Source organism: Laedolimicola sp. (assembly GCF_051972735.1).
In the GTDB taxonomy this organism is placed as follows: Bacteria; Bacillota; Clostridia; order Lachnospirales; family Lachnospiraceae; genus Laedolimicola; species Laedolimicola intestinihominis.
Genome location: NZ_JBOKYU010000055.1, coordinates 1 through 13,213 on the forward strand (window position 1 = coordinate 1; position 13,213 = coordinate 13,213).

Consider the following 13,213-nt stretch of genomic DNA (forward strand, 5'->3'; position numbering starts at 1 on the left):
GAATTATCTGGTGGAGCACTTCGGCATCGCGCCGGTTACGACGCCGGAGGCGGATTTGAAGGAGCTTTTGAAATAAAATAAATCCATTTATAAAAAGCATGACGGAAAGTTTCTCTAAACTCTGCGTCATGCTTTTCCTTTTTTCTATCTTTCATCCTTTTTTCTGATATTTCGACCGAATCAGCCACTTCTGATCAATCTTACGCACCCCGTCCTCAAACCGGATATGCAGATTCACCGAACCCGTCTTTTGCTCCACCTTTTCCACCCTGCCATGGCCGAATTTCGGATGGGCCACCAGCTCGCCGATCTCATACTGAATCACGCTGTCCCTGGTCTTCTTATGCTCCTGCTCCCGTCGGTATCGATCCCGCAGGGGAACCGTCTTATCGTGAATCGGGCTTTTCAGGGCCTTCTCATAATTATGCTTCATCAACGCCTCGCCCGCTTTATAATAGGGCGTCGGCGCGGCGCCCACCAGGGAACAGCAGTATTTCCAGGCGCTGCCGTGGGTCCCGGGCTGCCACTGATACTGCTTCGGAATCGCCATATGATACTGCATGTAATGCGCGTATTCGTGGCGATAGAGATCCGTCCGGTCCTCTTTGCTCAGCGGATTCTTCACCGCATAGCCGATAAAAAGCAGAGAAAAATGAAAATGCTCCTTCTCATTGTGGCTGCCCCGGGTATAAGAGCCCAGGCAGTCTGTGTCCATACCGAAGGTAATCGGCACCTTCGCCCCCTGCAGATGGAATTTCCGGTCAAGCTGCTCGTAAAGATTCTGAATCTGCGCCCGCAGGATCGGAATTTCTTTTTCCAGATTGGCCTTTAAAAATAAATTCTCTTCAAAATTTTCCATAGCTGTTCCTCAAATTCTCGTTCTCTGCCGTCTCATTCACATGCCCCGCGGACGCATTTCCCGGAGCCCGCCTTATAACTGCCCTTCCCTCACCATTTTCCGCCAGGTGTATACGAAGTACAGGATCTCCGCCACCGATGTGATGGTCCAGGAGAAGAAATACAGCAGATAAAGTGACGAAATCGTATGAAAATACGCAAAAATCGTGTAAATCCATGTAATTGGTAACTTCACTCATTGTAAATCTCTCCCATACAGACGAAACCGTCCTATATCAGAGCATACTATTTCCTTATTCATTTGTAAATACTGAGATTTCACCGGACTGCTCTGTGTTTCTGAAACTGTATTTCTGAACACGGTATTTCCAAATCTTCTATTTTCCAATGAAAAAAAGCGTGCTATACTAAATGCCGAAAGCCGAGCTTCCACACTGCTGCTTTGCTTCCCGATTTTTCTCTGAGGTGATTTATAAAATGAAACGCATTGATTTTGAAAATGGAAAAATAACCGAAAATATCCTGCAGGCCGCCCTGCCCATGCTGGTGGCGCAGCTTCTGACTCTGCTTTATAATATTGTAGACCGTATCTACATCGCCCGTATCCCGGGCGTGGGAACCGCCGCTCTGGGTGCTGTGGGTCTGTGCTTCCCGATCATCGTCATCATCACGGCCTTCAGCAATCTCTTCGGCACCGGCGGCGCGCCCCTGTTTTCCATTGCGCGAGGTCGTAAGGATCCGGAACAGGCGGGCATGCTTCTCAATACCGCGTTCTTTCTGCTGTCCGTCTGCGCTCTGGTTTTAATGGCAGTCGGTCTTGCATTCGCCCGGCCGATTCTGGTGCTGTTCGGAGCGTCCGACAGTGCGCTCATTTACGCGTACCCCTATCTGATGATCTATCTTTTAGGAACCTTTCCCTCCATGCTCACCACAGGGATGAACCCTTTCATCAACGCCCAGGGGTATTCCACGACCGGTATGTTATCTGTCGTCATTGGTGCCGCTGCCAACCTGATTCTGGATCCGGTTTTCATTTTTATCTTCAGACTCGGCGCTCCCGGCGCAGCCATTGCTACCATTATATCTCAATTTCTGTCAGCTTCCTTTGTTCTGTATTTTCTTCGTAAAAAAGCGGAATTCAAAATCCGGTTTCTGACCCCGGAAGAGATCCGGCACTGCGGATCCTGCGCAACCAATATCGTCAGTCTGGGAACTGCCGGATTTATCATGCAGATCACCAACAGCCTGGTCAGCATCTGCTGCAACAGTGTGCTTGCCGTGACCGGCGGAGACATCTACATCTCTGTGATGACGATCATTTCCAGTATCCGGCAAATGGTAGAAACCCCTATCCATGCCATGACAGAGGGCTCCTCACCTGTTATCAGCTACAATTACGGTGCACGCAGACCGGAGCAGGTAAAACAGGCCAGTATTACTATGGCTGTAATGGCACTTATCTATACGCTGAGTATGTGGCTTGTGATTCTTTTCGCTCCTCACTTTTTAATCAGTATTTTCAGCTCCGATGCCAGCCTTCTGACTGATACCATTCCGGCCCTGAAACTATACTTTTCAGCCTTCATCTTCATGCTGCTCCAGTACATCGGCCAGACCATGTTCAAATCTCTGGGGAAAAAGAAGCAGGCTGTATTCTTCTCTCTGTTGCGTAAAGTCATCATTGTCGTGCCGCTAACCTATTTTCTTCCCTACGGACTGAGGCTCGGCACCGACGGTGTCTTCCTGGCAGAGCCTGTCAGCAATGTCATCGGTGGAAGTCTGTGCTTCCTTGTAATGCTGCTGACGGTTCTGCCAGAATTAAAATCTATGAAGCAGAATCAGACGTTATAGCTTCCGGCTGCCGTACTTCCGGAATGTCCGGTCCAGTTCGTATGGAACATCTGACCCCTCGGGCTGTCAATCCGCTCATAGCAATGCGCGCCGAAATAATCTCTCTGGGCCTGCAGCAGATTGGCCGGAAGGTTTTCACAGGTATAACTGTCGAACCAAAACAGAGCCGCGCTCATGGCCGGAAGCGGAATTCCGTTTATTGCGCCTGCAGCTACCACCTTTCTCCAGGATTCCAGCGAGGATTCGATAGCTTCTTTGAAATACGGATCCAGAATCAGGTTCGGCAGCTCCGGGTTCTTATCATAGGCTTCCTTGATTTTACCCAGAAACACGCTTCGAATGATACAGCCGCCCCGCCAGATCAGCGCGATATCGCCGTAGTTCAGCTTCCAGCCATAATGCTCCGCAGCCGTTTTCATCAGAGAATATCCCTGGGCGTAGGAAATGATTTTTGCGGCGTAAAGGGCTTTTCGAATCTGTTCTACAAAAGTTTTTTTGTCTTCTGTGATTTTTCCGCATTTTCTTCCGTAGGCAGCGGACGCCTCCATGCGCTCCTCCTTCCGGGCAGCCACGCAGCGGGCCGACACTGCCTCGCTGATCAGCGTCAGCGGAATGCCCTCCTCCAGCGCAGATTCGCTGGTCCATTTTCCAGTTCCCTTCTGGCCTGCCGTATCCAGAATCTGATCGACCACAGCTTCGCCCTTCTCATCCCGGAAGCCCAGAATATCCCGGGTAATCTCCATCAGATAGCTGTCAAGTTCCGTCTCATTCCACTTTGCGAAGACCTCGTGCATCTCATCCGGCGTCATGCCCAAACCGTCGCGCATGAGCTGGTAGGCCTCGCAGATCAGCTCCATATCGCCATACTCGATTCCATTATGAACCATCTTTACAAAATGACCCGCTCCATCGCCGCCAATCCATTCACAGCAGGGCACATCGTCTTCTACCCTGGCGCTGATGGCCATAAAAATCGGCTTGACTGCCTCCCAGGCCTGTGGGTTGCCGCCCGGCATCAGACAGGGACCGTGAAGAGCGCCCTCCTCGCCGCCGGACACGCCGGTTCCAATATAGCAGAGTCCTTTTTCCGTGAGCTCCCTGGTTCTTCGAATCGTATCCTTGAAATAAGAATTGCCGCCGTCAATGATGATATCGCCCTCTTCCAACACCGGTACCAGCTGCGCAATCATATGATCCACAGCTTCTCCGGCGCGGATCATCAGCATGATTTTGCGCGAACGCTCCAGATTCTCCACCAGCTCCCCGATACTTTTACAGCCAATGATATGCTTTCCCTTTCCACGGCCATTTACAAAATTGTCCACCTTTTCTGTACTGCGGTTATATACCGCCACGGTAAAACCTCTGGATTCCATGTTCATCACCAGATTTTCGCCCATAACCGCCAGTCCAATCAGTCCGATATCCGCCTTTTTCATCGTAATTCTCCTTCTTTCCATGGTATTTTCTTTTTGTGTCCTCACTATATCAGAAAAATATTTTTTTGTAAATAATATTCCTAAAAAAACTTTTTTCGATTTACAGAATCATTTTTTTATGCTACTCTTAAAAAAGAATGTACGGAAAATGGAGACTGCCATGAATCATCTTACTGTAAAAATGCGGATTAAAAGTACTTACCGCGATATGAACCCAAAAGAAAAACAAATTGCCGACTATATTCTTGCCAACATCAAGCTGGTTTCCCGAAGCAGCATCAGCGATCTGGCCCACAATCTGGGAGTCGCTGATTCTACCGTCTATCAATTTACCAAAAAACTGGGCTACGACGGTTTTAAGGACTTCAAAGTCAATCTGCTGACTGAGGAATTTGATTCCGAAATCTCCATCCATGAGAAGATTTCCGAACAGGACAGCCCGGACGCCATGCTGCAGAAAGTCTTCGACTCCAGTATCAAGGCTCTGGAGGATACCCGGCATATTGCCCAGGGCGGGCAGTTTCAGAAGGCCGCCGCTCTCATGAGCAGTGCAGACCGGGTCTGGTTTTTCGGTATCGGCGGCTCCAATGCTGTGGCTTTCGACAGCTACCACAAGTTTCTGCGAAGCCCCATCCCCTGCGGGTATACTTCGGATTATCATTTGCAGCTGATGAATGCGGGTCTGCTCACGGAAAAGGACTGCGCGTTTCTCATTTCCCATACCGGCCTCAACAAGGATACGCAGGCTATCGCAAAGCTTGCGAAGGAAAACGGGGCGAAGCTTATCGTCCTGACCAGTTACCCACTTTCCCCTCTGGCCAAAATGGCAGATATCGTGCTGGTATCCACAGCGGAGGAGATTACCTGGCGCTCGGAATCTCTGTCCAGCCGCCTGTCGCAGCTGTGCATCATGGACGCTCTTTTTGTGATGATCATGTTCCACAATGAAGAAGGAGCCCACGAATCCTTGAAAAAGATCCGGCACGCGATTTCCTATACCAGAGAAAATTAAGTTTGTTTCTTAGATTAAAATGACGCAGTTTCCCCGTTCCCGGGTGCTCTGCGTCATCTTTCGTCTGAAAATCTTTATGAAATTATCAATTATCCCAGCAGTTCATTCACCATCTGCGCGTCAAACTGCACGGCTTTTACTCGATTGACCTCGATCTGGTACAGTGCGTTGGCCGCGATATGCTCCGCCGCCTGCTCCAGGTCACGGATACCGGTGGTATCCGCATACCTGGCAATGACCGCGTCCAGGCCCTCCGGCGTCACGATACACTCGTCCTCCCGGAGGCTCATCCGCTTCAGTACCTTCGGCAGCGCGAATCTGGAAAAGATTACCTTTTTCTCCTCCTCCGTATAATCCGGAATATCAATCACCGCAAACCGGGACATCAGCGGCGCGCTGATCTGGCTCTTATCATTTGCTGTGGCAATGGGGTACACGCCCACGGTGGGCACCATACACTCCATATAGTTATCGGTGAAGCCCAGGTTATCCAGCAGCGTCAGCAACACATCCGCCGGGTTGCCGTTGCCCTTTCCGGCGTTGGCCTTGTCCAGCTCATTGATGATGAATACTAGGTTGGATTCGCCCGACATGGAAAATGCTTCCATGATAATACCCGGCTTCGCGTTGGCGTATACACGGGAGCTTCCGGTCAGCTGCTCCGGATCGTTGATGGAACTCATATCCAGGGTCGTCCACGGCAGCTTCAGGATCCGCGCCACCGCATAGGCAATCTGGGATTTTCCGGTTCCGGCCGGTCCCACCAGAAGCAGGCCATAGGCGGGCAGGGTATGGGTACGGTTAATCTGTATAATTGTTTCGATAATGCGCTGCTTTACTTTCTCCATGCCGTAGAGCTCTTCATCGAGAATTCTGCGGGCCTCTGTCGGATCAATCGCCTCAAAATAATTACTCTTCCACTGAATATTCATCATGATGGACAGGGCTCTCTGGGCGTGGCGCTTCTCCTCAGGCGATACCTCATGGGAGCGGGCCACAGCCAGATTTCTTCTGGCCCAGAGCTGAATATTGTCCGGCAGGGTACGGCCTGCGCAGGTCATGAAATCCGTGATACTCTGAAGGCTGGTCAGCTTCATATCGTCGCCGACCTCGTCCCGATCTTCGTCCGTCTCCTCCTCCGAAGGCGCATTGCTGGCAAACAGGCGATCGATCATGAATTGTAAAAAACCATCCTCCGCGGAAAGCTTGGTTCCGCCGCCAAAGGCTGTCTCACGGATCCTGTATACCGCGTAACCATCCTCCCGGTTGGTGCCAGACAGGCGCACATGAATCTGATGCTCGCCCAGCCATTTGATCAGACTTACAAAACGGGCGTCTATCAGAAGAATATCCGCGTTGAATTTTCCATCCTCTTCCTTAAATTCAAAGGCCGTCTGCTTGGCCGGGTTGGTAAATACGCCGCAGGAATGATGCTTCCACTGGCGTCTCTTATTGTCCAGCACAAGAATCGGCTTCTCCGGGCTGGCTTCTCCCGCATTGGTACGATATGTGGTATAGGTACACTCCGGCTCCTTCGGCGCTCCCGCAGGGGCGCTGTTAAAATCAAATACTGGCATGTTGTTACTCCTTTATCTATCTTTCGTAATGAGCAGTTTGTGTCGAATCAAACCGCCATCTGACGTTCTTTCTCCGCTCATTATACACAATTCATTCTGTGGATTCAACCGGAGAAAGCCCAAAATCTCGCTCCATCCCGGCATCTGATTGTCCAGATAAGCCTTAAACCGGGTGTTATGGCTGGGCTCGTAGAGATGGGCTAGCTGTATACAGGATCCTTACTATGCATGTATCTCCTCTTCCAGGCAGAAGGAATAAATAATCTTCTCCTTTACCCGTTTTCCGGTGAGCCGCTCCAGGGTCAGCTGATAATAATCCAGCTGCTTTTTGTATTTTTTCAGAAGTTCTCCACCGTCTTTCACGAAATCGGTCTTATAATCCACAACCACAATCTCGTTTTCCCCATTTTCATTTTTTTCATAAAACCAGGCGTCAATGATTCCCTGGATCAGAACCGGCTCGTCGCTTCCGCAGCCGATTTCAAGCTCCCGGGCGGGCATCCGGATTACGAAGGGCTGCTCTGTATGGAATTCTTCCCGAGCCCGAGCTGCGCTCATGCGCTTCGCCAACGGCGTCCGTGCAAAGGCATAGATATCGTAGGGGCGTACCACGTCCGCCTGCTCCTGCGTCATCCGCCCCTCTTCCACCAGCCGCGCCAGTCCTTCCTTCACCTTTTCCGAATGATACAATTCCCGGAAATCCAGACATTCCAGAGCCCGGTGATAAGCCGTACCTCTGGCTGCTCCGCTGATCGGTTCCTTCTCTGACATAAACCGCGGAATATAAGGCACAATTTCTTCCGCCGGATAGAGAAGGGTATCCGCATCCTCCTCTTCCGTCTGTCCCATTTTCTTCAATTCTGATACACTGAACTTGCCCTGCAGGGTGATGTCCTCCTGCCATGGGTAAGTGTCGGACAGCTGTTTCTCCAGAAGCTTCGCATACTCCTCGTCTGTTCCCGGAAGCTTCTCCGGGTGGGCGAAAATCTCCCACTGTTCTTCCTTTTCCATCTGCCGGATCAGCGCTTCTTCCGTCTGACCTTCCAGTGTCACTGTTTTTACTTCGAAGGGACTCTCCCCACTTCCCGCCACAGCCGGAAGCACCCAGTCCAGGTAAGTTCCTGCCGTGGAAATCGTGCGAAAAGACAGGCTTTTTCCCATCTTTTCCTCCAGCTTTGCCGCACTGCCCAGCAGAATCAGTTTTTCCTTCGCTCTGGTAAATGCCACATAGAGGACGCGCAGCTCCTCTCCCAGCATCTCCAGATCCAGAGCCTTTTGCAGCACCCGTTTGGGGAGCGAGGCGGTGCGGGTACGAAGCTCGGCGTCCACCCAATCTACGCCTACGCCCAGCTCCGGGTGAATCACGACCCGGCTCCGGATATCCTGCCGGTTAAAGCTCTTGCCAAGTCCGGCCACGATGACAACGGGGAATTCCAGACCTTTACTCTTGTGAATGGTCATAATACGAACCGCATTTTCATTTTCACCCAGAATACCGGCCTCGCCGAAGTCTTCCTTATAGCTCTGCAGCTGCTCCATATACCTTACAAAATGGAACAGTCCCCGGTAGCTGGTCTTCTCAAAGGCAATGGCTCGCTCAATGAGCATCCGCACATTGGCCTCCCGCTGGGCTCCCGCAGGCTCCGCCGCCAGGTAGTCGCCGTAGCCGGTGATCCTGAGAAGCTCCTCGATGAGTTCATGGATGGGGAGGAATTCGGCATGTTCGCGGTAGGTGCGGAGATTATGGAAGAAGGTCTGAAGTTTCTCCTGGATTTGTACTTCTATAGTTTCTCTTTCTAAATTTACAAATTCCGATTTATCCTCGTCAGTCTCAGCGCTATCTGCTTTTCCTTCTTCTGCATACTTTCTGCACGCCTCATGAAACTTCACATCCGGATACGCGCTCTTAATTTTTGCCAACTCCACATCCGTGAAGCCGCCGATCATGGATTTCATTACCGCCGCCAGCGGGATATCCTGTCTGGGATTATCCACGATACGCAAAAGATTCAACAGGGTCTGAATCTCTATCGTGGTAAAATATCCGGTCCTGGATTCCGTATGGGCCGGGATACCCGCCGCGTTCAATACCCGGGCGTACACATCACCCCAGCCGGTCAGGCTGCGGAGCAGAATCACAATATCCCCATAGCGCACTGATCTAAAAGCTCCGGCATCCCGATCCCAGACTTTTCCCTCCGCCATGACCCGGCGGATGCATTCGGCTGCCGCATGGGCTTCCAGTTCCCGGTCGGTCAGCTCGGCCTGGTCCGTGTCCTCTGTCTCGGGCAGGGAATCCTTGTTTTTCTCTAACAATAACAGTTCTGGCACGTTAATTCCACTCTCCGGCTCCGGCATCTCCGCTCCCAGATACAACGCTGCCGCGCTGTCATAGGTGATGCCGCCCACGGCTTCCGTCATCAGCTTCTCGAAGACATCGTTCGTCCCCTCCAGCACCTCTCTCCGACTTCTGAAATTCTTATGCAAATCAATCCGAATCTCCGCCGCCTCATCACTCTGCGGATAAGTATGATACTTCTCCATAAACAGCTCCGGCCTGGCCAGACGAAACCGGTAGATGCTCTGCTTCACGTCACCCACCATGAACACATTGGGAATGCCCTGTCCGCGGCTTACGCTGTTTAGAATAATCTCCTGAATCAGGTTACTGTCCTGGTACTCGTCAATCATAATCTGTGCGTACCGGGCAGACAGCTCCCGCGCCGCGTCGGTCGGCACAATCTTCATCCTGCTATCCTCTCCGGTCTCCACATCCTCCACCAGAATCTCCAGTGCCAGATGCTCCAGATCCGGAAAATCCGCCAGATTTTTAAGCCGCTTCTTCTCCTGATACCGATCTGCGAATTCCGCCGTCAGGGAAAGCAGCACCGCCGTCGTCGGAGCCGCCTTCTGAATTACATCCAGTACACCGGTAAGGGGCAGATTGAAAAACTTCTCTTTCAGATCCTTCAGGCTCTTTTTCATACTCTCCCGAAAGGCCTTAATCTGATTCTTCCGTTCTTCTTCCACATTCGGATCCTTCTTTGTGGAAAGCCGCGCAAAGGAAAGATCCGTCAACCGCTCCCGGATGTTTTCATAACCACGGCAGCCGAGAAGCTCCTGCACCTGAAGCAAATCCGCCTGTACCGCATCCTCATACATATAAGGTCCACCAGGCAGATGGCAGATATCCAGCATTCTCCGAATTTCCTGTTCCAGATCCGCAAATGTCCGGTTTACATAATTCATCAAAAACTGCATCCAGGGACTACGATCCAGCTCTTCCTCCGTCTGCGCCCTATAAGGCTCCATACACTCCGCAAGCCATCGCTTCGGGTAGGGATAGCTCACCGCAAACTCATAGAGCTGCAAAATCAGATTTTCAATGGCCACATCGCTCTTTCCGGTGGCATAGACCTCCACAAATTCCGTGAATCTTGCCCGTTCTTCCGGATCCTCGGCGCCGTAATGCTCCTCCAGAAGCTCCTGCACCACATCACCTTTCAATAGCTTCAGCTCGCCCTCGTCCCCGATACGGAACGCCGGATCCAGATCAATCTGATGAAAATAATTTCGAATCACATACTGGCAGAAGCTGTCAATGGTGGTAATCTGCGCGCTGTGAATCAACGTCTGCTGCTTCTGCAGATGTTCATTTTCCGGATCCGCCTCCAGCCGTTTCTCCAGAGCCAGCCCCACACGCTCCCGCATCTCCGCCGCAGCGGCTTTCGTAAAGGTCACCACCAGAAGCCGGTCCACATCCAGCGGTTTTTCGTCCTCGCCCTCTCCGCAGACCAGAGAAAGAATCCGTTCCACCAGAACCGCCGTCTTACCGGAACCGGCAGCCGCAGAAACCAGCACATTTTTATTTCTCACATCAATGACTTTTTTCTGTTCCTCGGTCCATCTGACGCTCACAGTTCTTCCTCCTTTATCCGCTTCCAGATTTCATCATCCCCGAAAATAGGCAGTCTCCGCCTGTGAAAGCCCCCGGTCTTGCTGTCCAGCCCACAGACGCCGCTGTAGGCGCAGTAATCGCAGGCCGTCTTCCCCTTCAGTTCGTATGGATTCACGTCCATCCGGCCATCCAGCACCTCTGAGCCAATCTTCCGGATTTTTCGGTTGACATAACGTGAAAGTGCCGCGAACTGTTCGCCGCTGGCCACCGGAGAACCGGCACGCAGGGAACCATCTTTATTATAAGCAATGGGCAGCACCTGTGACCGTCCCGGCATAGACTGATCGAGGCGCTTAATAATCTCCGGATCCCCATTGATAAGCCCATTTGGTTTCAGCTTCTCCAGTACCCGGGCTGTCACATCCGCTTCCTCTCCATCCGTATCCAGTACCGGATCCTGTATCTGATAATACAGTACGCCAGCCGGGAGTACCTCTTTGTCAGGATGCTCCTTCTTCATCAGCTCCATGGCCGCGTTCAGATAAATCACCAGCTGCAGCTGCAGTCCATGGTACAGCGCCAACAGCTGAAACGACGTAGTTCCGGACTTATAATCAATGACCTTTACATACACATGCTCCGCATCCTCGCAGGTATCCACCCGGTCGATCCGTCCCCGGAGCTTCAACTGCTCCTCCGGAGATAATTCGATATTGATGGCTTCCAGATCCGACACGCCGGAAAATGAAATCTCATAATTTTCCGGTGTAAACATCCCTTTTCGAATCTGCTCCCCAAGCGCCCAGACCGTCCGTTTCAGAATCCGGGCCATCCGACGAATCATATAGCTGTTGCGGGCCGTGCTGTTCAGCACCGTATTGCCATAATCTACGGTCAGCGAAGCCAGGCACTCCTCCACCCATTCGTCCGCCACCTCCTGGGGCAGGGTCCTCCAGGTATAGTCGCTGGCATCCAGCTTCTTCGAAAATGCCTCCAGCGTCTCATGAAAAATATTTCCCATGTCCACCGGCGCAAACTCGTACTGCTCCCGCTCGGACAGCTTCAGGCCATACATGAGGAAATGAGCGTAAGCACAGGCTGCGTATTGCTCCAGTCGGGTCACACTGTTCTCCAGCACCGTCCCGTACAGTGCATGGGCCACAGCCTTGCCGAGCCGCGTGTCCTGATGAGCCGAAAAGGCTCCGTCCAGAAGCTGTGCCAGCTTCTCCTCATACTGTTCCTGCCTGGCATACCAGCGGTACAGCTCGTAGAACTGCGCGCTGCCCCGGCCTTCACGGTATTCCTTCAACCCTTGAATCAACAGACGCACGCCTTCCCGTTCCGTTCGCGGAAGTCCGTTTTCCCGCTGCACCGTCTCCTGCTTTAATTCCAGTTCCGGGAATAACCGTTTCATCACATTCATCAGATAGGACGGACGAAGCGCCTTGCCGCCGCTGTCCAGCATCGTACAGGAAAGATAAAGCTGGTCCGATGGCTTCGTCAGATTCAGATACAGATAAAACCGCTGAATATAGCCCTGCTCCCGGGCTGTCGGAGCCAGCTCCATACCGGATATCCGAAGCTGTTCCCGCTCCATATCCGATAACAGACCTGCCCGGGACATATTCTTTGGAACGCTGCCCTCATTGACGCCCAGGAAAAAGAGTACCTTAACGTCTTTCAGACGGGTACGCTCCATATCTCCGGCCATGACCTGATCGACTCCGGGCGGGATCACGCCGACCCTGACCTCCGCAAAACCGGCCTCCAAAATCTCCGTATACTCCCGAATGGTCAGTTCTTCCTCACCCAGCAGATCCACCAGCTTATCCAGCAAATCCATCAGGATTCCGTATATCTGATGATACTCCTTGGCCAGCACCTGGTTATTCTCCCGTTTAAAACGTTCCTCAAAGACCGCCAGTCTGCCCTGAATTCCTTTTTTCGCAATCAACTCATAGAGCGCTGTCGTCCTTGCCGCCGCTGTCCAGCATCGTACAGGAAAGATAAAGCTGGTCCGATGGCTTCGTCAGATTCAGATACAGATAAAACCGCTGAATATAGCCCTGCTCCCGGGCTGTCGGAGCCAGCTCCATACCGGATATCCGAAGCTGTTCCCGCTCCATATCCGATAACAGACCTGCCCGGGACATATTCTTTGGAACGCTGCCCTCATTGACGCCCAGGAAAAAGAGTACCTTAACGTCTTTCAGACGGGTACGCTCCATATCTCCGGCCATGACCTGATCGACTCCGGGCGGGATCACGCCGACCCTGACCTCCGCAAAACCGGCCTCCAAAATCTCCGTATACTCCCGAATGGTCAGTTCTTCCTCACCCAGCAGATCCACCAGCTTATCCAGCAAATCCATCAGGATTCCGTATATCTGATGATACTCCTTGGCCAGCACCTGGTTATTCTCCCGTTTAAAACGTTCCTCAAAGACCGCCAGTCTGCCCTGAATTCCTTTTTTCGCAATCAACTCATAGAGCGCTGTCGTCCTTGCCGCCGCTGTCCAGCATCGTACAGGAAAGATAAAGCTGGTCCGATGGCTTCGTCAGATTCAGATACAGATAA

General features: G+C 51.9%; 9 protein-coding genes. 2 read left to right on the forward strand and 7 right to left on the reverse strand.

Features of this window, described 5'->3' with window-relative positions; genetic code table 11:
• Positions 1-151 precede the first annotated feature (151 nt).
• Positions 152-859, reverse strand: coding sequence for a hypothetical protein (locus ACTRC3_RS10485; RefSeq protein ID WP_440323024.1), 708 nt, complete (start codon positions 857-859; stop codon positions 152-154).
• Entirely contained in the window at positions 846-1,097 is a 252-nt protein-coding gene (locus ACTRC3_RS10490; protein WP_440323025.1) for a hypothetical protein, read from the reverse strand. Before ACTRC3_RS10490 ends, ACTRC3_RS10485 begins: the two co-directional genes overlap by 14 nt.
• Before the next feature lie 238 nt (positions 1,098-1,335).
• On the opposite strand from ACTRC3_RS10490, the gene ACTRC3_RS10495 reads away from it, so the two are divergent.
• Positions 1,336-2,709 carry an MATE family efflux transporter gene (locus tag ACTRC3_RS10495; RefSeq protein WP_440323026.1) on the forward strand — a complete coding sequence of 458 codons (1,374 nt, stop codon included), beginning with the start codon at positions 1,336-1,338 and terminating at the stop codon, positions 2,707-2,709.
• Here the strand turns inward: ACTRC3_RS10495 and gnd are convergent.
• Positions 2,697-4,148, reverse strand: coding sequence for a decarboxylating NADP(+)-dependent phosphogluconate dehydrogenase (gene gnd / locus ACTRC3_RS10500; RefSeq protein ID WP_440323027.1), 1,452 nt, complete (start codon positions 4,146-4,148; stop codon positions 2,697-2,699). The two genes, ACTRC3_RS10495 and gnd, sit on opposite strands and share 13 nt — an antisense overlap.
• A gap of 160 nt (positions 4,149-4,308) precedes the next feature.
• Between gnd and ACTRC3_RS10505 the strand changes: the two genes are divergently transcribed.
• Positions 4,309-5,160, forward strand: coding sequence for a MurR/RpiR family transcriptional regulator (locus ACTRC3_RS10505; protein WP_440323028.1), 852 nt, complete (start codon positions 4,309-4,311; stop codon positions 5,158-5,160).
• Between the two features lie 89 nt (positions 5,161-5,249).
• On the opposite strand, the gene ACTRC3_RS10510 is transcribed toward ACTRC3_RS10505, so the two are convergent.
• The 4 genes from ACTRC3_RS10510 to ACTRC3_RS10525 form a co-directional block, all read right to left on the reverse strand.
• Positions 5,250-6,737 carry an AAA family ATPase gene (locus ACTRC3_RS10510; RefSeq protein ID WP_440323029.1) on the reverse strand — a complete coding sequence of 496 codons (1,488 nt, stop codon included), beginning with the start codon at positions 6,735-6,737 and terminating at the stop codon, positions 5,250-5,252.
• 222 nt (positions 6,738-6,959) lie between these two features.
• Positions 6,960-10,655: a helicase-exonuclease AddAB subunit AddA gene (addA, locus tag ACTRC3_RS10515; RefSeq protein ID WP_440323030.1), complete on the reverse strand. Its 3,696-nt coding sequence runs from the start codon at positions 10,653-10,655 to the stop codon at positions 6,960-6,962.
• On the reverse strand, positions 10,652-12,589 hold the full coding sequence (locus tag ACTRC3_RS10520; protein WP_440323031.1) for a PD-(D/E)XK nuclease family protein: 1,938 nt from the start codon (positions 12,587-12,589) through the stop codon (positions 10,652-10,654). Before ACTRC3_RS10520 ends, addA begins: the two co-directional genes overlap by 4 nt.
• Before the next feature lies 1 nt (position 12,590).
• Positions 12,591-13,118 carry a hypothetical protein gene (locus ACTRC3_RS10525; protein WP_440323032.1) on the reverse strand — a complete coding sequence of 176 codons (528 nt, stop codon included), beginning with the start codon at positions 13,116-13,118 and terminating at the stop codon, positions 12,591-12,593.
• Positions 13,119-13,213: the final 95 nt, after the last annotated feature.

Coding starts and splice junctions, on each gene's coding strand:
- ACTRC3_RS10495 (WP_440323026.1), top strand. CDS start 1,336: ATGAAACGCATTGATTTTGAAAATGGAAAAATAACCGAAAATATCCTG.
- ACTRC3_RS10505 (WP_440323028.1), top strand. CDS start 4,309: ATGAATCATCTTACTGTAAAAATGCGGATTAAAAGTACTTACCGCGAT.
- ACTRC3_RS10510 (WP_440323029.1), bottom strand. CDS start 6,737: ATGCCAGTATTTGATTTTAACAGCGCCCCTGCGGGAGCGCCGAAGGAG.
- ACTRC3_RS10485 (WP_440323024.1), bottom strand. CDS start 859: ATGGAAAATTTTGAAGAGAATTTATTTTTAAAGGCCAATCTGGAAAAA.
- ACTRC3_RS10490 (WP_440323025.1), bottom strand. CDS start 1,097: ATGAGTGAAGTTACCAATTACATGGATTTACACGATTTTTGCGTATTT.
- gnd (WP_440323027.1), bottom strand. CDS start 4,148: ATGAAAAAGGCGGATATCGGACTGATTGGACTGGCGGTTATGGGCGAA.